This window comes from Bacillus swezeyi (genome assembly GCF_030908325.1).
Lineage (GTDB): Bacteria > Bacillota > Bacilli > Bacillales > Bacillaceae > Bacillus > Bacillus swezeyi.
The window spans coordinates 3,110,480-3,136,117 of sequence record NZ_CP133085.1 but is presented as its reverse complement, the minus strand read 5'-3'; the positions used below and the strand labels follow the sequence as shown (position 1 = coordinate 3,136,117).

The following is a 25,638-nucleotide window of genomic DNA, read 5'->3' as shown; positions in this document are numbered from 1 at the left end:
CCTTCTTTTTTAGGAGCTCTTTCAAAAGATAACTCTATAATGCTGTTATACATGAGAATGGGCGGCTTTGCATCCTAAATGCCTGGAAACTTCAACATTGGCTTCAAAACGTAACAGTCGTAATCGATCTGTAAAACAATTGTATCACCGAGGCGCTTGCCCGCCGCCCTTTGACGATATAAAAGCGGACCTGTTTTATGCATTTATCATATGAAACTCCGGCACGCGATTAATTTTCAAAAGCGTTGGTCAAACTATGGATAAGATCTTGAAGGCGAAAAAGAAGGTGATATTTGTGGACAGCCGAAAAATGCTTAACAAAATGAACTTTGTCCTGTTTGCAGCCTTGCCGCTTGCTATTCTTTTCGGCATTCAGCAGGAAGCTGCAGCAATTCGGCCAGCGGAAACTCAAGAGCCGGCCAAGATTCAAATTCAATTTGAAAAGGTGTATTTGGACGGGGACGTTGGAATCGAAAGCAAGGAAGAGGCCATCGGAAAGGTGGAAGATTTTAAAGCCGCTTATAAAGGGTGGCAGCTTGTTGATCAAAAAAAAGGATTTATATTGTTTCGCAAGCAGGTGGATGATATCTCTCCACTCAGTAAAACAAACGGCTATATCGGGGTGACGGAAGATGGCGTCATCTCTACTTTCCACGGCCGTCCCGGCGTTTTGTCCGAGCCGATTCAGTCCTTTTTTCAGATTGATATAAAGCGGCTTGAAAGCCGTATGGCCGATGACCTCCGTAAAGGAATTCCTTATCGGACGAAGAAGGAATTTGAACATGTCATTGAAGCCGTTAAATCATCGGGGGATCAGCCTCATATGAAAGATATGAAGACATGACACCGTTATGTCTTTTTTTGGGCTGTGAAAAAAGCTTTTTCCTCATCAACGTGTTGAGCGAACATATGTTAACTTTTTCATTCTAGCTTTGTCTGTTTTATGTTACAATGAAGAGCAGTCAAAGAGGTGAATGAACGTTGATCGAATTCGTAAAAGGGACGATTGATTATGTGTCGCCCCAATATATTGTCATTGAAAACGGCGGGATCGGATACCAGATCTTTACGCCTAATCCGTTTATTTATAAAGAAAACAGCAAAGAAACGATTTATACATACCATTATGTAAGAGAAGATACACTTGCATTGTACGGCTTTTCGACAAGGGAAGAAAAAATGCTGTTTACAAAATTGCTGAACGTAACGGGGATCGGCCCGAAAGGAGCGCTTGCGATCCTTGCTTCCGGCGATCCGGGCGCGGTCATTGAAGCGATCGAGAATGAAGATGAAGCGTTTTTAGTCAAGTTCCCAGGCGTTGGGAAGAAAACCGCCAGACAGATCATACTCGATCTGAAGGGGAAACTGGCAGACGCCGTTCCGTCTATGGCGGCCAGCCTGTTTAACCATGAAGAACGTGAACAGGCTCATGAAGCGGAAACCGCGCTTGATGAAGCGCTTGAAGCCTTAAGTGCGCTCGGCTACTCCGACCGCGAGATTAAAAAAGTGCACCCTTACTTGAAAAAAGAAGAGGCGCTTTCGACGGATCAATATGTGAAAAAAGCATTGCAAAAATTACTAAAGTAAGGTGATGTTCATGGATGAGCGGCTCGTATCAAGTGAACTAGACAACCATGAATCAGCGATTGAGCAAAGTTTGCGTCCGCAAAAACTGGCTCAGTATATCGGTCAGGAAAAAGTCAAAGATAACCTCAGGGTTTTCATCGAAGCTGCGAAAATGCGGGAGGAGACATTAGACCACGTATTATTATACGGCCCTCCCGGATTGGGAAAGACGACCCTTGCCGCAATCATTGCCAATGAAATGGGAGTCAATCTCAGAACGACGTCAGGTCCGGCGATCGAACGCCCTGGTGATCTGGCGGCGATTTTGACAGCCCTTGAGCCTGGAGACGTGTTATTCATTGATGAAATCCACCGCCTGCACCGTTCGATTGAAGAGGTTCTGTATCCGGCGATGGAGGATTTCTGCCTTGATATCGTCATCGGCAAAGGGCCGTCAGCCCGTTCTGTCAGGCTTGATCTTCCCCCATTTACACTTGTCGGCGCCACGACCAGAGTGGGGCTTTTGACAGCGCCTCTGAGGGACAGGTTCGGTGTTTTGTCAAGACTTGAGTACTATACGCGGGATGAGTTGTCAGAAATCGTCGTCAGAACGGCCGAGCTGTTCGAGATCGACATCGACAGGCTTTCTTCCCTGGAAATTGCCAGACGGTCAAGAGGGACGCCGCGGATTGCCAACCGGCTTCTGAGACGGGTCAGAGACTTTGCCCAAGTCTTTGGAAACAGCTCCATAAACGAGGAAGTGGCGGTTGATGCCCTTGAGCGCCTTCAAGTTGACAAGCTCGGGCTTGATCATATAGACCGCAAGCTTTTAATGGGCATGATCGAAAAATTCAACGGCGGCCCTGTCGGCATCGATACGATCTCGGCTACGATCGGAGAGGAGTCTCATACGATTGAAGACGTGTATGAGCCGTACCTTCTTCAAATCGGTTTTATTCAAAGAACGCCGCGGGGGCGCATTGTCACACCGGATGTTTACAGCCATTTTCAAATGGAGGTTCCGCACGATGACTGAGTTTCCAAAGCTATTGATGATATTAGGCGCTGTCATTTTTGGTATTGGTTTATTCATGCAGCTGATCGGCAAGCTTCCGGGCGACATTTTCGTAAAAAAAGGAAACGTCACATTTTTCTTTCCTGTTGTCACATGTATTGTCATCAGCATCATCCTGTCCGTATTATTTTCGATCTTCGGACGGATGAAATGAGATCAAAGTATATAGATAGAATAAGGTGAAAAAAATGAAAGTGGATTTATTTGATTTTGAACTGCCTGAACGCCTTATTGCTCAGGTTCCTTTACAAGAACGGGATGCTTCAAGGCTGATGGTGCTGGATAAAGAAACGGGGGACATCACCCACAGCACATTTAAACACATCATTGATTTTTTAGAAGCCGGCGACTGCATTGTGCTAAACGATACGAGGGTTCTGCCGGCGCGCTTGTTCGGAGTGAAAGAAGAGACGGGCGCAAAGGTTGAAGTGCTTCTGTTAAAACAGGAGGAAGGCGACGAGTGGGAAACGCTTGTCAAACCTGCGAAACGGGTCAAACGGGGAACCGTTCTCACGTTTGGCGACGGCCGTTTGACGGCAGTCTGTACAGAAGAGCTTGATCACGGAGGAAGAAAAATAGAATTCCGCTATGAAGGGATTTTTTATGAGGTGCTGGAATCTCTCGGAGAAATGCCGCTTCCTCCTTATATAAAAGAACAGCTTGATGACAAGGAGCGCTACCAGACGGTGTACTCCAAGAAACAAGGATCGGCTGCGGCGCCGACCGCAGGACTGCATTTTACGGATGAGATTCTTGACGCGCTGAAAGAAAAGGGCGTGCACATCGCCTTTATCACCCTCCATGTCGGCCTGGGGACTTTCCGCCCCGTCAGTGCGGAAACTGTGGAAGAACACGACATGCACGCAGAGTTTTATGAAATGACAGCAGAAACAGCAGCAGCCTTGAATCAGGTCAAGCAGGACGGGGGAAGGATCATTTCTGTCGGTACGACATCGACGAGAACGCTCGAAACGATCGCCTCTGAACATGACGGCCGCTTTCAGGAAGCGAGAGGCTGGACATCTATTTTTATTTATCCGGGATATGCATTCAGGGCGATAGACGGGATGATTACAAATTTTCACCTGCCGAAATCCTCTCTCATTATGCTTGTCAGCGCGCTGGCGGGCAGGGAGCATGTGCTGTCCGCCTATCGGACCGCAGTCGAACACGAATACCGCTTCTTCAGCTTTGGAGACGCCATGTTGATCAAATAAAATTTAAAAAGATTGGAGGGCTCATAATTTGTCGCAGCAACCGATACGCTATGAGTTCATTAAAGCATGTAAACAAACAGGAGCGAGGCTGGGGAAGGTCCACACTCCCCACGGATCATTTGAAACGCCGGTTTTCATGCCGGTAGGAACGCTCGCCACTGTTAAAACAATGGCTCCGGAAGAGTTGAAGGAAATGGGCGCCGGAATCATTTTGAGCAACACCTATCACCTTTGGCTGAGGCCCGGCCATGAAATCGTTAAAGAAGCGGGCGGCCTTCACAAGTTTATGAATTGGGACCGCGCCATCTTAACCGATTCAGGCGGTTTCCAGGTGTTTTCATTAAGCGAATTCCGCAAAATTGAAGAAGAAGGCGTTCATTTCCGCAATCATTTAAACGGGGACAAACTGTTTTTATCTCCTGAAAAAGCGATGGACATTCAAAATGCCCTCGGCTCTGATATTATGATGGCATTTGACGAGTGCCCGCCGTACCCGGCAGAGTACGATTATATGAAAAGGTCTGTTGAACGGACGAGCCGCTGGGCGGAACGCTGTCTTGCCGCCCACAAGCGCCCTGATGAGCAGGGGCTCTTTGGAATCGTTCAAGGCGGCGAATATGAAGAATTGAGAAAACAAAGTGCGAAAGACTTGATTTCACTTGATTTTCCGGGCTATGCTATAGGTGGACTATCAGTCGGCGAACCGAAGGATGTCATGAATCGCGTCTTGGAGTTTACAACTCCATTGCTTCCGGCGGATAAACCGCGTTACTTGATGGGAGTCGGTTCACCAGATTCTCTCATTGACGGCGCCATCCGCGGCGTCGATATGTTTGACTGTGTACTGCCGACCAGAATTGCGAGAAATGGGACGCTCATGACAAGTGAAGGCCGTCTCGTTGTCAAGAATGCGAAGTATGAAAGGGATTTCAGACCGATCGATGAGCACTGTGACTGCTATACATGCCGAAATTATTCACGGGCATATATCAGACATTTAATTCGCTGTAATGAAACGTTTGGAATTCGTTTAACTTCTTATCATAACCTTTATTTTCTGTTAAAATTAATGGGGCAAGTCAGAGAAGCCATTCGTGAAGATCGTTTAGGTGATTTCCGGGAAGAGTTTTTTGAGCGCTACGGTTTTAATAAACCAAATGCTAAAAGTTTCTGACACATAAACGAAGAAAACGATTAAACTATTTGAAAGGGGTGAAAAAATAATGGAGATGCTTGGAACTTTACTTCCGATTATTTTAATGTTTGCGGTTCTTTATTTCCTATTGATCCGTCCTCAGCAGAAGCAGCAGAAAGCTGTCCGCCAAATGCAGGAGGAGCTGAAAAAAGGGGATAAGATCGTAACGATCGGCGGCCTGCACGGCATCGTTGAATCAATCGACGAAAGCAAGGTTGTCATCAAAACAGGCGATAATACACGTCTGACATTCGACCGCCGCGCGATTAGAGAGGCGTCAGCCGAATAGTTGGCAAAAGCTGCTTATACATAAGCGATTCAGAAGCGGAGTTTCACAGGACGCGTTCAGGCCAAGCGGCCTGGGCGCCTGGCCGCCGTTTCTGGCGCAGACGGCGAATGCAAGCTGTTTACGGACAAGACAAGATTTAGGGAGCGGATATATTCCGCTCCCTTTTTTGCTGTTTTTTTATGCCCGGCCCCCTTGAAGATTGACACCGAAAACCCCGCCCAGCATGCTGACGCCCATAAATCCGGCATGGTACAGCAGCTGCTTGAGATTGAATGATTCTCCGAAGCCAAGATATTGAAACAGCAGCACCGTAAGCGAGAAGCAAAGAGCTGTCAAAGCCCCGATCAGCCAACCTTTTTCCTTCGCTTTTCCCCCTGAAATAAAGCCGCCGATGAACAATGTGATAAAAGATATGGCAGTAATGAACCAGCTGAATGAGTTTTCAGTTAATGATGTTAATGTCAATAACAGTGAGACCAGCAGGCTTCCCGCAAACATCAAGGCAAAAATGACGACCAAACTGTATAAGATTCCTTTGCCGATTTGCTTTGGCTCGTTCATCAAGTACCTCCTCTCTAAACATGATAGGCTCGTCTTTTTAAATGTATTCTGAACAAAGGGCAAATAGACTAGGCTGTTCCAAGCTTTTTGTACATAAAAGACCGATTTTGACAAAGGCTATGACAGATAGACTCTGGCGGAAGGAGGCGGCCGTTTTGGAGGAAATCTTGGCTCTTGTGTTTCGGACGATCGTGCTGTACTTTATCATCTTCTTTTTATTTCGCTTAATGGGAAAGAGAGAAATTGGGGAATTAAGCATCTTGGATCTCGTCGTATTTATCATGATGGCCGAAATAGCGGTTTTGGCCATTGAAAATCTTGATGACCATCTTTTGCACACGATCATCCCGATCCTCGTGTTAACTTTGATTCAAGTTATTTTGGCATACTTGTCACTGAAAAGCCAAAAAATCCGCCGGCTACTCGATGGAAAACCAACGATCATCATTGACCGCGGAAAAGTCGATGAACGGGCAATGAGAACCCAGCGCTATAATTTTGAAGATTTGATGACCCAGCTCAGAGAAAAGAATGTTGAGCGCATCGCAGATGTATCATATGCGATTTTGGAGCCGACAGGAAAGCTTTCAGTCTTTACAAAAGACCGCTCAGATCACCAGATCGAACTGCCGCTTATTATTGATGGAGTCGTTCAGAAAGACCATTTGCAACAGATCGGCAAGGATCAGGAATGGCTTGAGCAAATGCTTGAAAAAAGGGGTCATCGCAATCTTTCCAACATTTCTTTCTGTACGTATCACAAAGGTTCTTTTTTTATTGATATAAAGGATGAATTCACATCATAAAGCAGTCATGAAATCCAGCGGCCGAACAGAGGAAAACGCTGGATTTCTTCTTTTTTGATCAGCTTGAAAGCAATCAAAAGGAAAACGTACAGGCAGCTTGTGAGCAAGACGCAGTAGAACAGACGCATCGGTTCGGCTTGATCGATAAAAAGGTGCTGTTTCATCCAGAAGCTCATCCAGCCCGACATCAAAATGACGGCAAAGGACATGACATATTCCTTCAAATTGATGCTGATCGGAAGCACTTTGCTGACCGTTGCCGCATGAAGCAGCGTCACGAGAATCATTCCCGTCACGATCGCCAGCGCCGCTCCCATGATGCCGAGCGACGGCCTTGACGCGAGCACGAAGATAAGTCCTGTTTTTACAAGAGCCCCGACCAAGCTGTTCATCATGGCTGCCCCGGCCAGATTTAAAGCCTGCAAAACCGCTTGAAGAGGACCTTGAAAATAATAGAACAAGAAGAAGGGAGCCATGACTTTGACAAAGACGCCGGCATTGGATGAACCGTACATGACGCTGACAAGCTCATCGGCATAGGAAAACAAAATGACAGCCGAAATGCCGCCGCTTAAAAGACAGAGTCTCATCGCCTGTTCAAGGCGGTATTCAACAACTTGCATTTTTTTCTGTTCGATCCCTTCGCTGATGGCTGGAACAAGGGCTGTTGACAATGAATACGTAATAAAGCTTGGAAGGGTGAGAAGCGTCATCGCAAATCCGGTCAGTTCCCCGTACTGGCTTGTTGCAGCCGAAGCAGCGATACCGGCGATCGCCAGGCTCTGCGCGACGACGATTGGTTCAAAAAACCACGACAAATTGCCGATAAACCGGCTGCCCGTCGTCGGAAGAGAGACGCTCATCAGCTCGAAAAAAATCCTTCGTCCGGACATTAATGACTGAAAAAAACGTTTCCTGACGCGGATTTTCTTTTTATATTGAAAAGCGGCAAACAAATAAAGCAGTGAGACAAGCTCCCCGAACACGGACGAAAGCATTGCGCCGGCTGCCGCAAATTCAATTCCGAGCGGCAAAAAGGCAGTCGTGCAGACGGCTACAAGCGATATCCGGACAATTTGCTCAAGCACTTGTGAAACGGCGAGCGGCCTCATATTCTGCTTTCCTTGAAAATAGCCCCTCAGCACGCTGGAAACCGCAATAATGGGGACGACCGGTGTCACCGCCAAAAGCGGATAAAGCGTTCTTTCATCTGTCAAAAGCGTTTCGGCCATCAGCGGCGCATAGATGAGAAACACCGGGGTAATCAGGGCGCTGAGCGTACCTGTAATCGCAAGAGACATGACTAAAATCTGCTTTGTTTTTCTATGGTCGCCGCGCGCTTCCGCTTCAGCCACAAGCTTGCTGATGGCAACAGGCAGTCCGAACTGAGTGAGCGTCACCGCCAGGAAAAAAGTCGGGGCGGCCATCATATACAGCCCTACACCTTCTTCGCCGATGAACCTGGCGATGACAATCCGGTTGATAAAGCCGAGCATTCTCGTAATTAAGCCTGCTGCTATTAAGATGAGCGTGCCTTTTAAAAACGTCTGCTTGGTCATTTCTTAGTCCCCTGCCTTCTCAAACAACCTTTAATCATATACAATAAGATATGCGCATACATCGTCCAAGCATGACAAGTCTCTCTGAAAAAATGTGAAAGGAGCGTGGCTTTGGCATGGACAGACACCCGGCTGATCTTTATAAGGACCATCTCAAACCTTTTCTTCTCAGTAAGGCAGAAGAGTTCATGATTCTCGGCTATGACGATATTGAAATAAAGGAATTATGGTCATACTTATTGAATAAGAAATGGAAGAACAAGAAAGATGTTCAAATTCACCATCTGGCCGGAGATATTTTATCTGTGAAAATTGGCGAATTTATGAACTATGCAACCGTAGAATCGTTTAAAACGTCTAATTTACTCGACAGCCCAGAGGGGCAGGATATGCTCGATGAGCTGCTGAAGTAACCGTCGATTTTTTGGGTTGATTTAAGGAGGAAATACATAATGAAAAAAGGACGCTTGATTGCGTTTTTCCTTACCGTTTTATTGATCGGTACGGGACTGGGAGTGTTTACGAAACCGGCTGCTAACAACATCAGCCTCGGTCTTGATCTACAAGGCGGTTTTGAAGTCTTGTATGAGGTTCAGCCTGCCAAAAAAGGCGATAAAATTGACAAGGATGCCCTCGTCAGCACCGTAGAAGCGCTGAACCGCCGGGCCAATGTTTTAGGGGTCAGTGAACCGAACATCCAAATTGAAGGAAACAACCGGATCAGGGTTCAGCTCGCCGGCGTCGACAACCAGAACAGAGCGCGGGAAATTTTATCGACACAGGCACAGCTATCGTTCAGAGACACGAATGATAAAGAGCTTTTAAACGGCGCTGATCTTGTGGAAAGCGGTGCAAAACAGTCTTTTAAAACAGATACGAATGAGCCGATCGTTACAATCAAGCTGAAGGATGCGGACAAATTCGGCGAAGTAACGAAGAAAGTGCTTGATATGAAGCCGAATAATCAGCTGGTGATCTGGCTTGATTACAAAAAAAGCGACTCTTATCAAAAGGAATCGCAAAAGGCTGATCACAAATACATCTCTGCCCCGAATGTCAATCAGGTGCTGAATACCTCAGACGTGATGATCGAAGGGAATTTTACGATTCAGGAAGCGAAAGATATGGCAAGCATTTTGAATGCCGGAGCCCTTCCTGTCAAATTGGTTGAAAAGTATTCGACATCCGTCGGTGCGCAGTTTGGCGAACAGGCTTTAAATGAAACCGTGTTGGCGGGGATCATCGGAATCGCTATTATTTTCTTATTTATGCTGCTTTACTATCGTCTGCCGGGTTTTATCGCGGTTATTACGCTTTCCGTCTACATTTACATCACCCTGCAGATATTTGACTGGATGAACGCCGTCCTTACCCTTCCGGGAATAGCAGCGCTTATATTGGGTGTAGGTATGGCTGTGGATGCCAATATCATTACCTATGAGCGCATCAAGGAAGAGCTCAAGCTCGGAAAATCGGTCCGCTCGGCTTTCCGGTCAGGGAACAGAAGATCGTTTGCGACGATTTTTGATGCGAACATTACGACGATGCTTGCGGGAATCGTGCTTTTCGTATTTGGTACAAGCTCAGTCAGAGGGTTTGCGACAATGTTGATTCTTTCCATTTTGACGAGCTTTATCACGGCCGTTTTCCTCTCGAGATTTTTGCTCGGCTTATTGGTGGAAAGCCGCTGGCTCGACCGGAAAAAAGGCTGGTTTGGCGTCCGTAGAAAAGACATTTTGGATATCAGCAAGACAAACGAAAATACGGAGCCGCCGACACCGTTTGACAAATGGGATTTTGTCGGAAAGCGAAAATGGTTTTTCGTATTCTCTGGAATAGTGTTAGCTGCCGGAATTGTCATCCTTCTTGTCTTCAGGCTGAACCTCGGCATCGATTTCTCTAGCGGATCGAGAATCGAAGTTCAAAGCGAACATAAACTGACAACCGAACAGCTTGAAAAGGATTTTGGGCAAGTCGGGCTGGATCCGGATTCGATCGTTCTTTCCGGTCAAAAAACGAATCACGGTGTCGCAAGGTTTGTCGGCGTTCCAAACCAGAAGAAAATTGCTGAAGTGAAAAGCTATTTCAAAGATAAATACGGGGTGGAGCCGAATGTGAGCACCGTATCGCCGACTGTCGGAAAAGAGCTGGCGAGAAATGCACTTTATGCCTTGATCATCGCGTCCATCGGGATCATTTTGTACGTATCGATCCGCTTTGAATACAAGATGGCGATTTCTGCTATTGCTTCATTGCTGTATGACGCGTTTTTCATCATTGCCGTTTTCAGTTTCACAAGGCTTGAGGTGGATATCACCTTCATTGCCGCCGTGCTGACGATCATCGGTTATTCGATTAACGATACGATCGTCACGTTTGACAGGATCAGAGAGCAAATGAAAAAGCGCAAACCGAAGACATTCAGCGACTTGTCGCATATCGTCAATTTAAGCTTGCAGCAAACCTTTGCGCGTTCGATTAACACGGTCCTGACCGTTGTCATCGTTGTCATTGCGCTTCTCGTTCTCGGCGCAACATCGATTACGAACTTCTCTGTAGCCCTGTTAATCGGTCTGTTGAGCGGTGTATATTCTTCGCTCTATATCGCAGCTCAATTATGGCTTGTATGGAAAGGCCGAGAACTTAAAAAGCCTAAACATAAGCCGGAGGAACAATAATAGGACTGCCCGCGCTGCCGGGCAGTCTTTTTTAAAGGCTGAATCGAATGAGGCGGACACATCCTCGGCAAATTTTTCTTTTGCATGCTTTCTGATCAGCTCCTTTTTGTTTAAAATTGGAGCATGGCGGAAAAATAACGCTACAAAACTACGAATGGAGAGACTTATGATGAACAAACAATGGACATTGATTTCCGCACTTATTTTTACACTGATTGTTGCTGTTTTTGCTGTCATCAATGTAGAGCCTGTCAAGGTCGATTTTCTTTTCGGAACGGCTGAATGGCCTTTAATTCTTGTCATTTTGGTGTCTGTTTTGATGGGAGCGCTCATTATCGGCTCTGCCGGCGCTTTTCAGATCATGAAGCTGAAAAAGGAACTAAAGGCGCATAGAAGGGAAGAACAAGCAAAGCAGCACACTGACGATGCTGAAGTGCTGGCATCACCTGAGCAAAAGGACTAAAAGATTGTAACGAAAATAAATTGAATCCCCTCAGGCCGCTTTAGTATAATAGGGTGGTTGAGGGGTGAATTTATGTTAGCGTCAAAAATGCGTTGGGATGTGCAAACGCCCGACAATGAAAAGGTGGAGCAGCTCGCCGAACAATTGGGCATTACTCCCCTTGCCGCCTCATTGCTTATCATGAGAGGCTACGATACAGCCGGCAAAGCGACTTCATTTTTGTATGGCAAGGATGCTGTCTTTCATGATCCTTACTTGCTAAAAGATATGGAGAAAGCTGTACGGCGAATCAAACAGGCAATTTCAGAAGATGAACAGATTATGATTTACGGAGATTATGATGCGGACGGTGTGACAAGCACGACGGTCCTTTTGCAGATTTTGAAAAAGTATTCAGCACAAGTCGATTTTTATATACCCGACCGCTTCAAAGAAGGGTACGGTCCGAATGAAGCCGCCTTCCGGCAAATCAAAGAAGAGGGCTATTCTCTGATCGTCACGGTGGATACCGGCATTGCCGCCGTTCACGAAGCAGAAGTCGCGAAAGAACTCGGCATCGATTTGATTATTACAGATCACCATGAGCCAGGGCCGGTTTTGCCTGATGCCTATGCGATCATTCATCCTAAGCAGCCGGGCTGCAGTTATCCTTTTAAAGAGCTGGCCGGCGTCGGTGTGGCATTTAAGCTTGCCCACGCATTGAACGGAGATATTCCTGATGATCTGCTTGATCTTTGTGCGATCGGAACGGTTGCCGACCTTGTGCCGCTTCATGATGAGAACAGACTCATGGCCAAGCTCGGCATGGTTCAGTTCAGAAAAACGAACCGCCCAGGCTTAAGAGCGCTGACGAAGATTGCGGGAGCGGAGATTCAAAGTGCAAATGAAGAGACGATCGGCTTTCAAATCGCTCCGCGCATCAATGCGGTCGGAAGGATTGACCAGGCTGATCCGGCCGTTCATCTTTTAAACACAGAAGATGACATGGAGGCGGAAGAGCTGGCCGAAGAAATCAACGCCTTGAATAAGGAACGCCAAAAAATCGTCAACCAGATGACAGAGGAAGCGGTTCAGATGATAGAGGAGCAAGGCCTTGACCAGCCTGTGATCGTCGCGGCTCGGCCCGGCTGGAATCCCGGCGTCGTCGGAATTGTCGCTTCAAAGCTTGTCGAACGGTACTACCGCCCGGCCATCGTTCTCGGAATTGATGAAGAAAAAGGAATAGCTAAAGGCTCGGCGCGCAGTATTAAAGGCTTTGACTTATTTCAGAATCTTTCCGACTGCCGGGACATACTTCCGCATTTTGGCGGCCACCCGATGGCAGCCGGGATGACGCTCAGCCAAGACGATGTTTCGGCTTTAAGAGAAAGGATCAACCGCCAGGCTGAATCCGTTTTAACAGCGGAAGACTTCATCCCCGTCCAGGAAGTCGATCTTTGCTGCCGGTTGGAGGAGATTACGGTTGACAGCATTGCGGAAATGAACATGCTGGCTCCATTCGGTACGGGGAATCCGAAGCCGTTCGTTCTTGTCAGCGACGTCAAAATTGATGAAACGAGAAGAATCGGTGCCAATAAGAATCACCTGAAGCTTTTGCTGGCTGACGGCGAGTCAAAGCTCGACTGCATCGGTTTCTATAAAGGCGATATTGAAGAAGGAATCGTTCCCGGCGCAAACATTTCGCTTGTCGGCGAATTGTCGATTAATGAATGGAACAACAGAAAAAAACCGCAGCTGATGATCAAAGATGCGGCCGTAAACGAATGGCAGCTGTTTGATCTGCGCGGAAAACGGTCATGGGAAGAACGAATATTAAAATTGGATCCGTCAAAACGCGCAATTCTCTGTTTTCGGGAAGAGACGAAAGCAAAACTTGCGGGAACAGGCCTTGAAGAAGAACTGATTTTGATCAGAGGAGAAGAGGATGCAGAGCGTCTCGATTTACATAGCCGTTATGCGGTTTTTATTGATACGCCTCAGTCTATCGATATATTTGATCATGTCATAAAAGGCAAACAGCTGGAGCGGATTTACCTGATTTTTCATCAATCAGATGAACATTTTTTCTCGACGTTTCCAACAAGGGAATATTTTAAGTGGTACTATGCTTTCCTCCTGAAAAGAGGCTCTTTTGATTTAGCGAAATACGGCGGAGAGCTTGCCAGACATAAAGGCTGGACAAAAGACACAATTGATTTTATGACAAAGGTGTTTTTTGAGCTCGGTTTTGTTACAATAGAGAATGGTGTTTTAACTGTTGTATTTGATGCCGTAAAACGGGATTTAACAGATTCTGAAACTTACCGGGAAAAACAGCGCCTGATTGAATTGGAGCAAAAGCTCGTATATTCTTCGGCGGATGAGCTTAAACAGTGGCTGAATAAGCGGATGGGCGAAAGCTCTGACGCTTATGAAAGTATGAGGAGGACATAAAACAGATGGATTTGAAGAAGTATGTGACAATTGTGCCGGATTACCCGAAGGAAGGCGTACAATTTAAAGATATTACAACATTGATGGATAAAGGGGACGTCTATCGCTATGCGACAGATCAAATTGTAACCTATGCGAAAGAAAAACAAATTGATCTCGTCGTCGGGCCTGAAGCAAGAGGATTTATCATCGGATGTCCTGTGGCATATGCGCTTGGCGTAGGATTTGCCCCGGTCCGCAAAGAAGGCAAACTGCCTCGCGAAGTCATTAAAGTCGACTATGGATTGGAATATGGTAGCAATGTCCTGACGATCCATAAAGACGCCATTTTGCCGGGCCAGCGCGTCTTGATCACAGACGACCTTCTGGCGACCGGAGGGACGATTGAAGCGACAATCAAGCTTGTTGAAGAGCTTGGCGGCGTCGTTGCCGGAATCGCTTTCCTGATCGAACTGACATATCTTGACGGAAGAAACAAACTTGACGGATATGATATTTTAACCTTGATGCAATACTAAACAAATTTTATACTATAAAAAGCACTCAGAAAGCGGGTGCTTTTTTCCTATCCATTGAAATATTGCGATCCCGGTGTGTCCTTTTCAATTTCTTCTCTTTACATCTGTGACATTTTTCTTGATAATAATTACAATACAGTTTTCAAATATAAAAAAGGTGATTCCATGGCGAACGAACAAGTTTTAACTGCTGAGCAAGTCATTGAAAAGGCAAAATCTTACCTTTCCGATGAACATGTAGCTTTTATTAAAAATGCGTATCAATACGCGGAAGACGCACATCGCGAACAGTACCGCAAATCAGGCGAGCCGTATATCATCCATCCGATCCAGGTGGCGGGAATTCTGGTCGATTTGGAAATGGACCCGGCGACGATAGCGGGAGGATTCCTGCACGATGTCGTGGAAGATACGAGCGTAACGCTTGAAGATTTAAAAGAAGCATTTAACGAAGAAGTCGCGATGCTTGTCGACGGCGTCACAAAATTGGGGAAAATTAAATATAAATCACAGGAAGAACAGCAGGCCGAAAATCATCGGAAAATGTTTGTGGCTATGGCTCAGGACATCCGCGTCATTTTGATCAAGCTGGCGGACCGCCTTCACAACATGAGAACGCTGAAGCATCTGCCTCAGGAAAAGCAGCGCAGAATCTCAAATGAAACGCTGGAAATTTTTGCTCCGCTGGCTCATCGCCTTGGGATTTCTAAAATAAAGTGGGAGCTTGAGGATACCGCTTTGCGGTATTTGAATCCGCAGCAGTACTACCGGATCGTCAACTTGATGAAGAAAAAGCGGGCCGAAAGAGAATTGTACGTTGAGGAAGTCGTAAATGAAGTGAAAAACCGCGTTGAAGAAGTCAATATTAAAGCGGACTTCTCCGGACGGCCAAAACATATTTACAGTATATACAGGAAAATGGCGATGCAGAACAAGCAGTTCAACGAAATCTACGACTTGCTCGCAGTGCGGATCCTGGTCAACAGCATTAAGGACTGCTACGCTGTGCTGGGCATCATTCATACGTGCTGGAAGCCGATGCCGGGCAGGTTCAAAGATTACATTGCAATGCCGAAGCCAAACATGTATCAATCTCTGCATACGACCGTCATCGGTCCGAAGGGAGATCCGCTGGAAGTTCAGATCAGGACTTTTGAAATGCACGAAATCGCAGAGTACGGGATTGCGGCTCACTGGGCGTACAAAGAAGGCAAAGGCGTCAATGAAGAGGCAAGCTTTGATAAAAAGCTGTCATGGTTCCGCGAAATATTGGAATTTCAAAATGAGTCGAGCGATGCCGAAGAATTTATGGAATCCCTTAAAATCGATTTATTTTCTGACATGGTGTTTGTCTTTACGCCAAAAGGAGACGTCATAGAGCTTCCTTCAGGTTCTGTGCCGATCGACTTTTCATACCGCATCCATTCAGAAATCGGCAACAAAACGATCGGCGCGAAGGTGAACGGCAAAATGGTTACCCTTGACTACAAACTGCGCACCGGGGATATCGTTGAAATTCTGACGTCAAAGCATTCATACGGGCCGAGCCAGGATTGGATCAATCTTGCCCAGACATCCCAGGCGAAGCATAAAATCCGTCAATTCTTTAAAAAGCAGCGCAGAGAAGAGAATGTCGAAAAAGGCAGGGAACTGGTTGAAAAAGAGATCAAAAACCTGGACTTTGAAGTAAAAGACGTTTTAACCGCCGAGAATCTTCAAAAAGTCGCTGACAAATTCAATTTTTCCAATGAAGAGGACATGTATGCGGCAGTCGGCTATAACGGCATTACAGCCGCTCAGGTCGCCAACCGTCTGACGGAAAAAGAGCGGAAAATGCGAGATCAGGAAGAACAGGTGAAAAGCGTTCAGGAGGTTACGGCTGAAACGAAGCCGTACCAAGGGAAAAAACGCGAAGCCGGCGTGCGTGTAAAAGGCGTGGAGAACCTTCTCATCAGGCTTTCCAAATGCTGCAACCCTGTTCCTGGAGATCCGATCGTCGGTTTCATCACAAAAGGGCGGGGCGTATCCGTTCACCGCGAAGACTGCCCGAATGTTTTGACAAATGAAGCCCATGACCGACTGATTCAGGTCGAATGGGAGCATGAACCGCAGACTCAGAGAAGAAAAGAGTATAATGTCGAAATCGAAATTCTCGGCTATGACCGCCGCGGACTGCTGAATGAAGTGCTCCAGGCTGTAAATGAAACGAAAACGAATATTTCTTCCGTTTCCGGAAAATCGGATCGCAATAAAGTGGCCACCATCCATATGGCCATTTTCATTCAAAATATCAATCATTTGCACAAAGTGGTCGAACGGATCAAGCAGATTAGAGATATTTATTCAGTACGCAGGGTGATGAATTAGGAGGAAAAGCGTCATGAAATTAGTTGTTCAGCGCGTCACAGATGCAAGTGTTTCAGTAGGCGGCGAGTCTGTCGGTGAGATCGGACTCGGTTTGATGGTGCTTGTCGGTGTGACACATGATGACACGAGCGAGGATGTGGCATATTTAGCGGAAAAGCTCGTCAATCTGCGGATATTTGAAGATGACGGCGAAAAAATGAATCTGTCTCTATTAGATGTCGGGGGATCGGTTTTGTCAGTCTCTCAATTTACTTTGTACGGGGAAACGAAAAAAGGGAGACGCCCGAATTTTACAAAAGCTGCGAAACCGGATATGGCGCTGCAACTGTATGAGGAATGGAACAGCCTGCTCCGGGAAAAAAGCGTCACTGTCGAAACAGGAAGATTTGGGGAAATGATGGATGTCAAACTGACGAATTCCGGTCCCGTCACATTAATCATGGATTCCAAAGCGTAAAAAAAGCTGCCAAATGGCAGCTTTTTTTAGTCGAAATAGTTTTCAAGCCCGCTTCTGATGCCGTCTGTTACTCGTTCACGGTAAGCATCTGTGCTCACGACTGCTTCTTCCTGAGGGTGGCTTAAGTAGCCAAGCTCAAACAGAGCGGACGGCTGCTTGTTTTCCCTTAATACAAAATAATCCCCGAATAAAACGCCGCGGCTTGGCAGAGGCGAGTGCTTCTCGATTTCGGACTGAACGTCTGAAGCCAGCTTCTGATCTTTAGAAGGGCTGTAATAATAGGCTGTATTGCCTCTTACAGACGCATTGACGAAACTATCATAATGAATGCTGATAAAAGCGTCGGCGTTACGGTAATGAGAGGTCGCAACACGCGACTGCAGGCTGACGAAAGAATCGTCATTGCGGGTCATATAGACGTTGACTCCATCGGCTTTCAGCTTTGCGGCGAGAAGCCTTGCTGTTTTAATGGTCAGCCCTTTCTCAAGCGTCCCGCGGGTTCCGATGGTTCCGCTGTCATGTCCGCCGTGTCCGGCATCAATGACAATCGTCTTGTTTTGAATAGAACCGCTCGCACCCGACGGCTTTGACAAAGGCGGTGCAGGAGTGTCTGCATCTCCCTGTGCGCCCGATTGATCAGACGTCTGTACGACCCAGCTTGCGACATATCCAGAATTTCCGTCTGACAGCGTGATTTCATACCAGTCGCCTTTCGTACCTGCAATCGGATAAGATTCGCCTTTTCCTGCACGCTTGACAATCGTTGAGGATGTCGACGCATCACTGCGGATGTTTGTCCCTTCATAGACGATGGTTGCCTGCTGTTTTGACTCAGAACCGCTCTTTGTTTCCGCGGCGCCGGTCTTCTGCCCATTACCCTCTACAATATAGTGGCTTGCGGCCCAGCCCTTTTGGCCGTTGAACTCGATTTCATACCATCCGTGCTGTTTACTTAAAATCGCTACATCAGTATTCCGCTTCAGCGTGGCAATGACTCTTCCTTGATGGGAAGCAGAGCTTCTGACATTTAGGGTGGAGACCCCGACAGTTCCCGTTTTGGATGAAGCGTTTGACGCTGATGATTCAGTCGTTTTCTTGCTTGAAGCATCATTGTTGACATAATCGGCATGAACCCAGCCCGTTATATTTTGATACGAAATTTTGACCCATTTTCCGTCGGTTTTTAACAGATCAGCCTGTTCTCCTTGAGGGAATTTGCCTTGGACCTCATACGAAGTGCCAGGCCCTTTTCTGATTCTCAAGTCTGCTGCGGAAGATGTCACCTTCCCGCTTACAGATTCAGATCCGCCGGAGGCTTTTTCTTTTTTCTTAATGAGCCAGGCCACGACCCAGCCTTTTTGTCCGCCGTTTAACTGGATTTGCACCCAGTCGCCTTTTTCCTCCAGAATCGGATAGGTTTCATTTCGGTTTACGACGCTGCTGATTTCGTGACTCAATCCCGGACCGCTTCTGACATTGATCTCATCGGTGGCAATCACGGCTTCACCGATGGCTGCCGAAGCTGTGTTGGATGATATATAAAAGGCTGCTTGAGCTGCCAGCATCACCAACAGGATCAATATGGCGCTTTTTTTCATATTGATTCTCCATCTCCTCCCTTCGTGAAAACTTGCAACAATACTTCTTTCTCTATATCGTATATTCCTTGCCGATTTTTTAATAAAATGAAAATGATTTGTTTATACTATAGAAAAAAGATATCAAAAGGATGTTGCCAAATGAGGTATAATCAAAGAATGGGTAAAGCGATCCATGAACAAAATGCGAATATGCATCTGAAGGATCATTCCGACCCCGAGCACATAGGCTTCTTGGAAGAAACGGCGACAGAGCTGGGGCTGACATCAAAAGAGTCCATAAAGAATAAAAAGAACCGCAATTAGGGTTGACATGGAAACATAACCCTCGTATTATAATATAAATTAGTATACATATGAGTATGAACTGAAGATGGAGAATAGTAGGTAAGAGTACGTGGAAAGAGAGGAATCGCCCTGGGCTGAAAGCGGTCTGCACGGTATCTTATCCGAATGAACACTCCGAAGGTTTCCCGCTGAAAGCTCTGTCCAAACGAGTGAATAGGCGGAGGACGTGAACCTGCGTTAAAGGCATGAAAGCGGGAACTGTTAAAGTTCCAACTAGGGTGGCACCACGGGTATAACTCTCGTCCCTACTATTGGTTTTATAGTAGGCTCGGGGGTTTTTTCTATTTACAGATGAGAAAATCGGATGAAAACATGAGGAGGCTTTACAAAATGGGATTTAACATTCCAAGGGGAACACAGGATATCCTCCCCGGAGAATCAGAGCGCTGGCAATATGTTGAGAAGATTGCGAGAGAGACGTGTCATGCGTATCAATATAAAGAAATCCGGACGCCTATTTTTGAACATACGGAGTTGTTTTCGCGGGGGGTTGGAGAATCGACTGATATCGTACAAAAAGAGATGTATACGTTCGCTGACAAAAAGGGAAGAAGCCTGACACTCCGTCCCGAAGGCACGGCTTCTGCAGTACGTTCTTTTGTTGAAAATAAACTGTACGCAAACCCTGTCCAGCCGACAAAACTTTATTATATCGGTCCGATGTTCCGCTATGAAAGACCGCAGACCGGACGCTACCGCCAATTTTATCAATTTGGCATCGAAGCGATCGGCTCGAGTGATCCTGCGATTGATGCTGAAGTGATTGCGCTGGCGATGAGCGTGTACCGTAAAGCCGGTCTGCGCAATTTAAAGCTTGTCATTAACAGCCTCGGCGACAAAACGAGCCGGGTTGCCCACAGAGAGGCGTTAATCAGCCACTTTGAACCGCGTATTGATGAATTTTGCAGCGACTGCCAACAACGGCTTAAGCAAAATCCGCTGCGGATATTAGACTGTAAAAAGGACAGAGATCACGAGCTCTTGAAAACAGCGCCATCCATTCTGGAATATTTAAATGAAGAGTCTGAAGCCTATTTTGCAAAAGTACAGCAATACTTAACAGACATCGGAATTTCATTTGAAGTTGATCCGAATCTCGTCAGAGGGCTGGACTATTACAATCACACGGCTTTTGAAATCATGAGTGATGCGGAAGGCTTCGGCGCCATCACGACGCTTGCCGGAGGAGGAAGATATGACGGCCTTACCGAGGAATTCGGCGGACCGAAAGCGCCCGGCATCGGCTTTGCAATGAGCATTGAACGCCTTCTTGCTGCACTCGACGCTGAAAATGTGAAAGTTGAAGCGGATGGAGGAATTGACTGCTATATCGTGACACTGGGCGAAAAAGCCAAGGATTATTCCGTGTCTCTTCTTTACAAGCTGAGAGAAGAAGGGATTTCTGCTGAAATCGATTATGAGAATAAAAAAATGAAAGGCCAGTTTAAATCTGCCGACCGCCTTCATGCGAAATATATCGCGATTTTGGGCGAAGATGAGCTTGGCCAGAATAAAATCAATGTCAAAGATGCGAATACAGGAGAACAGCAGGAAATCAATCTTGATGAGTTTATCCATTTTATGAAAGCAAACACTGAAAGTTAAAGGAGAGGAACGCTTTGTTTGGACGAACGTATTATTGTGGCGAAATAACAGAGAAAGCGATTGGCGAAACCGTCGTCTTAAAAGGATGGGTTCAAAAAAGACGCGATCTCGGAGGCTTGATTTTTATCGATTTAAGAGACCGTTCCGGCATTGTGCAGGTTGTATTTAACCCTGATGTCTCCAAAGACGCGCTCGAAACTGCAGAAGGTATCCGCAGCGAATATGTGCTAGACATCACAGGGAAAGTCGTAGCGCGCGAGGAAGCGACCGTCAACCCAAACTTGAAAACCGGGAAAATTGAAATTCAGGCGGAGTCAGTCAGCGTACTGAGTGCCGCTAAAACACCTCCTTTCGCAATCAGCGACCAAGCTTCAGAAGTATCTGAGGATGTTAGATTAAAGCACCGCTACCTTGACTTGCGCCGTCCGGAGATGTTTAACTCCCTGCAAATGCGGCATAACATCACGAAAGCGGTCCGCCGTTTCTTAGATGACAATGGCTTTCTCGATATTGAAACCCCTGTTCTGACAAAAAGCACGCCAGAAGGCGCCCGCGACTATCTCGTGCCGAGCCGCGTTCATGAAGGGGAATTTTATGCACTGCCGCAGTCCCCGCAAATTTTTAAGCAGCTTTTGATGGTGTCCGGATTTGACCGCTATTATCAAATCGCCCGCTGTTTCAGGGACGAAGATTTGCGGGCGGACCGCCAGCCTGAGTTTACGCAAATCGACATTGAAACATCGTTCATGAGCCAGGAAGACATCATGAAGCTGGGTGAAGACATGATGGCTCAAGTCATGCGGGAAACCCGCGGCGTCGACATTTCTCTGCCTCTGCCGAGAATGTCTTATGAAGACGCGATGAACCTTTATGGTTCTGACAAACCGGATACGCGTTTCGGCATGCTGTTGACCGATGTATCAGAAGCGGTGAAGGATTCAGATTTTAAAGTATTCGCTTCAGCCGTTGCGAGCGGCGGTGCCGTCAAAGCGATCAACGTCAAAGGAGCGGCTGCAAATTATTCGCGCAAAGATATCGATGCGCTCGGCGAGTTTGCCGCTAACTACGGAGCGAAAGGGCTCGCTTGGCTGAAAACGGAAGCGGACGGCCTCAAAGGGCCGATCGCGAAGTTTTTTACGGGAGAAAAACAAGAAGCTCTGATTGCGGCGCTTGATGCGGCGGAAGGCGATCTGTTGCTTTTTGTCGCAGATCGGCTGGAAGTTGCCAATGATGCTCTTGGAGCCCTGCGCTTAAAGCTCGGCAAAGAGTTAAAGCTGATAGATGAAAGCCTGTTTAACTTTTTATGGGTCGTTGATTGGCCGCTTCTTGAACATGATCCTGAGGAAGGCCGTTACTATGCGGCGCATCACCCGTTCACAATGCCTGTCAGGGAGGATCTCGGTTTAATTGAGACGAACCCGGGAGAAATGAAGGCGCAAGCCTATGACCTGGTGTTAAACGGCTATGAGCTTGGCGGGGGATCGATCCGGATTTTTGAAAAAGACGTTCAGGAGAAAATGTTTGCCCTTCTCGGCTTTACGGAAGAAGAAGCGAAAGAACAATTCGGCTTCCTGCTTGAGGCGTTTGAATACGGGGCTCCTCCGCACGGCGGAATCGCACTCGGCCTTGACAGGCTTGTCATGCTGCTCAGCGGCAGAACCAATTTAAGGGATACGATCGCCTTCCCGAAAACAGCAAGTGCAAGCTGTCTGATGACAGAGGCTCCTGGCGAAGTCGACAATGCTCAGCTTGATGAACTGCACCTTGCAGTCAAACGCAAAGTTCGACAGTAAATTGTAAAATATACGGCTGTACATCCCATTGAAAATCAAAGGGACGTATGATATCATTTTTAACAAATAAAGTCCTGATGTGTTTGTTGTACACCTAGTTTTGACCGAACATTTTTTTACTTGGGAGTTCGACGTTTTCAAACGGAGTAAATGCCTCTTATCACTCGGGTGCTAAAGAGGACTTACAAAGTTTGGAACAGAACACCCACCTGCCGAGAGCGGGATCAAAACGAAGGAATGCGACAACGGCACAATCGGGACTTTTTGCGCTTAAAGGCGGTTTTTAGGCCATACATAGGATAATGTATGAGCAGCAGCGAAAAAATATGAACGAAAAATTAATGAAAAAGACAGCTTGTTTAATGACCCGATTATGTTAAGATACTATCGGTAACTGTATATAAAGATGGAGTGAGATTCTTGTTACATCAGTTTTCACGTAATGAATTAGCGATTGGCAAAGATGGATTGAATATTTTAAAAAACAGCACGGTTGCCGTTCTGGGTATCGGCGGGGTTGGTTCATTCGCGGCAGAAGCGCTTGCCCGTTCAGGAGTCGGCAGAATCGTGATGGTCGATAAAGACGACGTAGATATCACGAATGTCAACCGTCAGCTGCCCGCATTGCTTTCAACGGTCGGACAGCCGAAAGTTGACTTAATGAAAGCGCGAATCGCGGATATTAACCCTGACTGCGATGTCATCGCCTTAAAAATGTTCTATACGGAAGAGACGTATGAACAGTTTTTTGCCTATGAACCGGATTATGTAATTGACGCTTCAGATACGATCCATTATAAGATCCATTTAATGAAAGAGTGTCTCAAGCGAAACATCAAAATCATTTCAAGTATGGGTGCGGCCAATAAGACAGATCCGACGAGATTTCAGGTTGCCGATATTTCTAAAACGCATACAGACCCGATTGCAAAAGTGATCCGGACAAGGCTCAGAAAAGAAAGGATTACAAAGGGCATTAAAGTCGTGTTTTCAGACGAAAGTCCGATTGTAATCCGCGAAGACGTCCGCAAAGAAGTGGGGAATGACGAAGCAAAAATCCGCAAAGCGCAAATGCCGCCGTCTTCCAACGCCTTTGTCCCATCTGTCGCCGGTTTAATCATGGGCGGCCATGTGATCATGGAGCTGTTGAAAGATATTCCGATCACAAGGGTTAAAGATAAATAAAGCAAAAAAGGACAGCAGTGGGAATCCGCTTGCTGTCCTTTTTCCGTAAGGGGAGAACAATGGCAAGAAGATGGAGCAAAGCCAAACGGCAATTGAACGAGCTGATATGAGAACGCCTCAAAGACCGGGAAGACTTTCACGTGACAAAGTATCGGAAAGTCCATGATCAAATGGGGAGGGCTCTTATTAATGTTGACGGGAAAGATATATTTTTCGAAGCCATCAAGGCGCTGATGTTTTGGAAAACCGGCGGATTCAGGATGAAACGCTAAAAGCAGCAAATGAGGACGGATATTTTGCAAAATATCCATTCTATAAAGCGCTTGATGAGTATGCTGAAAACACGATTGATCAAACGCTGTCTCTAAACAAGTCCTCGTCAGAATGTTCGGAATGAAGGACGGGAAAACGCCGCTGTCCAAAATGGAATCGGCCATCGCTCATGAACACGACATCGTAAAGTATTTTTATAAGCTCAGAGTGGAAACGGAACAGTAAAAGGCCTGTCCCTTTTAACGAGGGGGACAGGCCTTTTACTATTTTTTCTTCATCAGTTTGTCGTAAATCTGCTTCAGCGCCAGTTCAAATTTCCCCGTCTGTTTTGGCTGATAATACACTTTGTTTTTCAAAGGATCAGGCAGATACTGCTGTTCAACCCAGCCGTTCTCGTAATCATGCGGGTATTTGTACTCAACGCCTCTGCCAAGCTCTGCGGCTCCTTTATAATGGGCGTCTTTTAAATGTTTCGGGACATCGCCGATTTTTCCGGAGCGGATGTCTGTTAAAGCCTGGTCAACCGCAAGTATCGCCGAGTTTGATTTAGGCGACAGGCAGAGCTCGATCACAGCGTTTGCCAATGGAATGCGCGCTTCGGGAAACCCGATCCGTTCAGCTGTTTGAATGGCTTGAAGCGTTCTTCCTCCAGCCTGGGGACTCGCAAGTCCGATATCCTCATAGGCGATGACGAGCAGCCTCCGGGCCAAACTTTCCAAATCACCCGCTTCAATCAGTCTTGCCAAGTAATGAAGAGCCGCATTTACATCAGAGCCCCTGATTGACTTTTGGAAGGCGGAAATGACATCATAATGGGCATCACCGTCTTTGTCATGAACAAAGCTTTTTTTCTGCAGGCATTCCTCCGCTGTTTTCAGTGTGATATGAATCGTGCCTTCTTCGTTCTCCTTTGTCGACAATACAGCGAGCTCTAAAGCATTTAATGCGGATCGGACATCTCCGCCGCAACCTGAAGCCAAATGGTCAAGAGCTTCTTCATCAATCGCCACGTCATAAGAACCCAAGCCTCTGTGTTCGTCATCTAGCGCACGCCTTATTGCCGCTTTAATTTGGTCCGGATTCAATGGCTGAAGCTCAAAAATCTGCGTTCTGCTTCTGATCGCGGGATTTATCGCGTGATATGGGTTAGCTGTCGTCGCACCGATCATGATAATCATTCCGTTTTCCAAATACGGAAGGAGGAAATCCTGTTTGCCTTTATCCAGCCGGTGCACTTCGTCCAGTATTAAAATGACCTGCCCGGACATTTTGGCTTCGGCAGCAACGGCTTCCATGTCTTTTTTGTTATTGATCACGGCGTTCAGCTTACGGAAAGCGATACTGGTGCTTCCGGCAATCGCCGTGGCGATCGATGTTTTCCCGATGCCAGGGGGGCCGTATAAAATCATGGATGAAAGATGTTTTGCCTGTACCATCCGCTGAATGATTTTGCCTTCTCCGACCAAATGATCCTGGCCGAGAACTTCTTCTATTTTTGTCGGACGCATGCGAAATGCCAATGGTTTCATAAACAATCTCTCCTGAATGTATTCTTTTTATAGAGTAACTGAAAAAAGACGATTAGAAAAGAAATGAATATGGCAAGCTGAATATATGGCTGAAAATGAAAGTTTATATAAAGTGTGCTATAA

General features: G+C 46.6%; 24 protein-coding genes, 1 other RNA gene, 1 pseudogene and 1 other annotated feature. Of the genes and pseudogenes, 22 read left to right on the top strand and 4 right to left on the bottom strand.

Translation table 11 applies throughout. The features are described 5' to 3' along the window. Positions 1 to 295 precede the first annotated feature (295 nt). From RBH91_RS15520 to yajC, 7 genes are all read left to right on the top strand, one after another. A complete protein-coding gene (locus RBH91_RS15520; protein WP_275667414.1) occupies positions 296 to 844 on the top strand; it encodes an intercompartmental signaling factor BofC in 549 nt (182 codons plus the stop codon). Positions 845 to 981: 137 nt separating this feature from the next. Continuing rightward, on the top strand, positions 982 to 1,587 hold the full coding sequence (gene ruvA, locus RBH91_RS15515; protein WP_076763354.1) for a Holliday junction branch migration protein RuvA: 606 nt from the start codon (positions 982 to 984) through the stop codon (positions 1,585 to 1,587). A gap of 10 nt (positions 1,588 to 1,597) precedes the next feature. Further along, positions 1,598 to 2,602, top strand: coding sequence for a Holliday junction branch migration DNA helicase RuvB (gene ruvB / locus RBH91_RS15510; protein WP_307892140.1), 1,005 nt, complete (start codon positions 1,598 to 1,600; stop codon positions 2,600 to 2,602). Beyond that, on the top strand, positions 2,595 to 2,795 hold the full coding sequence (locus RBH91_RS15505) for a DUF2905 domain-containing protein (protein ID WP_076763359.1): 201 nt from the start codon (positions 2,595 to 2,597) through the stop codon (positions 2,793 to 2,795). The genes ruvB and RBH91_RS15505 overlap by 8 nt, the downstream gene beginning before the upstream one ends. 34 nt (positions 2,796 to 2,829) lie before the next feature. Then, positions 2,830 to 3,858: a tRNA preQ1(34) S-adenosylmethionine ribosyltransferase-isomerase QueA gene (gene queA, locus RBH91_RS15500; RefSeq protein WP_076763361.1), complete on the top strand. Its 1,029-nt coding sequence runs from the start codon at positions 2,830 to 2,832 to the stop codon at positions 3,856 to 3,858. Between the two features lie 28 nt (positions 3,859 to 3,886). After that, positions 3,887 to 5,032 carry a tRNA guanosine(34) transglycosylase Tgt gene (gene tgt / locus RBH91_RS15495; RefSeq protein WP_076763364.1) on the top strand — a complete coding sequence of 382 codons (1,146 nt, stop codon included), beginning with the start codon at positions 3,887 to 3,889 and terminating at the stop codon, positions 5,030 to 5,032. A 46-nt stretch (positions 5,033 to 5,078) separates the two neighbouring features. Beyond that, positions 5,079 to 5,342, top strand: a complete 264-nt coding sequence (gene yajC, locus RBH91_RS15490; RefSeq protein ID WP_094777363.1) for a preprotein translocase subunit YajC — start codon at positions 5,079 to 5,081, stop codon at positions 5,340 to 5,342. 177 nt (positions 5,343 to 5,519) lie between these two features. Here the strand turns inward: yajC and RBH91_RS15485 are convergent, their stop codons facing one another. Then, positions 5,520 to 5,903, bottom strand: a complete 384-nt coding sequence (locus RBH91_RS15485) for a TIGR04086 family membrane protein (protein WP_076763370.1) — start codon at positions 5,901 to 5,903, stop codon at positions 5,520 to 5,522. A gap of 155 nt (positions 5,904 to 6,058) precedes the next feature. Here RBH91_RS15485 and RBH91_RS15480 point away from each other — a divergent pair, with 155 nt between their 5' ends. Further along, entirely contained in the window at positions 6,059 to 6,709 is a 651-nt protein-coding gene (locus RBH91_RS15480; protein ID WP_307892139.1) for a DUF421 domain-containing protein, read from the top strand. A gap of 5 nt (positions 6,710 to 6,714) precedes the next feature. Here the strand turns inward: RBH91_RS15480 and spoVB are convergent, their stop codons facing one another. Next, positions 6,715 to 8,268: a stage V sporulation protein B gene (gene spoVB, locus RBH91_RS15475; protein WP_307892138.1), complete on the bottom strand. Its 1,554-nt coding sequence runs from the start codon at positions 8,266 to 8,268 to the stop codon at positions 6,715 to 6,717. Between the two features lie 116 nt (positions 8,269 to 8,384). Here spoVB and RBH91_RS15470 point away from each other — a divergent pair, with 116 nt between their 5' ends. The 7 genes from RBH91_RS15470 (at position 8,385) to dtd (ending at position 17,184) form a co-directional block, all read left to right on the top strand. Then, entirely contained in the window at positions 8,385 to 8,681 is a 297-nt protein-coding gene (locus tag RBH91_RS15470) for a post-transcriptional regulator (RefSeq protein WP_076763377.1), read from the top strand. Positions 8,682 to 8,720: 39 nt separating this feature from the next. Further along, positions 8,721 to 10,946 (top strand): protein translocase subunit SecDF, encoded by a 2,226-nt coding sequence (gene secDF, locus RBH91_RS15465; RefSeq protein WP_307892137.1) that lies wholly within the window; start codon positions 8,721 to 8,723, stop codon positions 10,944 to 10,946. A gap of 169 nt (positions 10,947 to 11,115) precedes the next feature. Continuing rightward, positions 11,116 to 11,409: a LapA family protein gene (locus tag RBH91_RS15460; RefSeq protein ID WP_076763382.1), complete on the top strand. Its 294-nt coding sequence runs from the start codon at positions 11,116 to 11,118 to the stop codon at positions 11,407 to 11,409. 72 nt (positions 11,410 to 11,481) lie between these two features. After that, positions 11,482 to 13,842 (top strand): single-stranded-DNA-specific exonuclease RecJ, encoded by a 2,361-nt coding sequence (gene recJ / locus RBH91_RS15455; protein ID WP_307892136.1) that lies wholly within the window; start codon positions 11,482 to 11,484, stop codon positions 13,840 to 13,842. A gap of 5 nt (positions 13,843 to 13,847) precedes the next feature. After that, entirely contained in the window at positions 13,848 to 14,360 is a 513-nt protein-coding gene (locus RBH91_RS15450) for an adenine phosphoribosyltransferase (protein ID WP_076763387.1), read from the top strand. A 165-nt stretch (positions 14,361 to 14,525) separates the two neighbouring features. Then, a complete protein-coding gene (locus tag RBH91_RS15445) occupies positions 14,526 to 16,727 on the top strand; it encodes a RelA/SpoT family protein (protein ID WP_307892135.1) in 2,202 nt (733 codons plus the stop codon). Positions 16,728 to 16,740: 13 nt separating this feature from the next. After that, on the top strand, positions 16,741 to 17,184 hold the full coding sequence (gene dtd / locus RBH91_RS15440) for a D-aminoacyl-tRNA deacylase (RefSeq protein ID WP_307892134.1): 444 nt from the start codon (positions 16,741 to 16,743) through the stop codon (positions 17,182 to 17,184). A gap of 26 nt (positions 17,185 to 17,210) precedes the next feature. Here the strand turns inward: dtd and RBH91_RS15435 are convergent, their stop codons facing one another. Continuing rightward, complete coding sequence (locus RBH91_RS15435) at positions 17,211 to 18,782, bottom strand: N-acetylmuramoyl-L-alanine amidase family protein (RefSeq protein WP_076763391.1); 1,572 nt, start codon at positions 18,780 to 18,782, stop codon at positions 17,211 to 17,213. A gap of 141 nt (positions 18,783 to 18,923) precedes the next feature. On the opposite strand from RBH91_RS15435, the gene RBH91_RS15430 reads away from it, so the two are divergent. The 7 genes and pseudogenes from RBH91_RS15430 to RBH91_RS15405 all read left to right on the top strand — a co-directional run bounded on the left by RBH91_RS15430 (position 18,924) and on the right by RBH91_RS15405 (position 24,110). Continuing rightward, positions 18,924 to 19,088, top strand: coding sequence for a YrzK family protein (locus RBH91_RS15430; protein WP_307892133.1), 165 nt, complete (start codon positions 18,924 to 18,926; stop codon positions 19,086 to 19,088). 55 nt (positions 19,089 to 19,143) lie between these two features. After that, positions 19,144 to 19,380: a binding site (T-box leader), on the top strand. 80 nt (positions 19,381 to 19,460) lie between these two features. Next, positions 19,461 to 20,735, top strand: a complete 1,275-nt coding sequence (gene hisS / locus RBH91_RS15425; RefSeq protein WP_307892132.1) for a histidine--tRNA ligase — start codon at positions 19,461 to 19,463, stop codon at positions 20,733 to 20,735. A 14-nt stretch (positions 20,736 to 20,749) separates the two neighbouring features. Then, positions 20,750 to 22,528, top strand: a complete 1,779-nt coding sequence (gene aspS, locus RBH91_RS15420; protein WP_307892131.1) for an aspartate--tRNA ligase — start codon at positions 20,750 to 20,752, stop codon at positions 22,526 to 22,528. 68 nt (positions 22,529 to 22,596) lie between these two features. Then, positions 22,597 to 22,793: non-coding RNA, 6S RNA (ssrS, locus tag RBH91_RS15415), on the top strand. Positions 22,794 to 22,948: 155 nt separating this feature from the next. Then, positions 22,949 to 23,713, top strand: coding sequence for a tRNA threonylcarbamoyladenosine dehydratase (locus tag RBH91_RS15410; protein ID WP_076763398.1), 765 nt, complete (start codon positions 22,949 to 22,951; stop codon positions 23,711 to 23,713). Positions 23,714 to 23,835: 122 nt separating this feature from the next. After that, positions 23,836 to 23,985, top strand: a pseudogene (locus tag RBH91_RS22790) (hypothetical protein); the annotation flags it as partial. Further along, positions 23,952 to 24,110: a hypothetical protein gene (locus tag RBH91_RS15405; protein WP_307892130.1), complete on the top strand. Its 159-nt coding sequence runs from the start codon at positions 23,952 to 23,954 to the stop codon at positions 24,108 to 24,110. The pseudogene RBH91_RS22790 and the gene RBH91_RS15405, both read left to right, overlap by 34 nt. A gap of 139 nt (positions 24,111 to 24,249) precedes the next feature. Here RBH91_RS15405 and RBH91_RS15400 read toward each other — a convergent pair whose 3' ends face one another. Then, complete coding sequence (locus RBH91_RS15400; RefSeq protein ID WP_307892129.1) at positions 24,250 to 25,515, bottom strand: replication-associated recombination protein A; 1,266 nt, start codon at positions 25,513 to 25,515, stop codon at positions 24,250 to 24,252. Positions 25,516 to 25,638 lie beyond the last annotated feature (123 nt).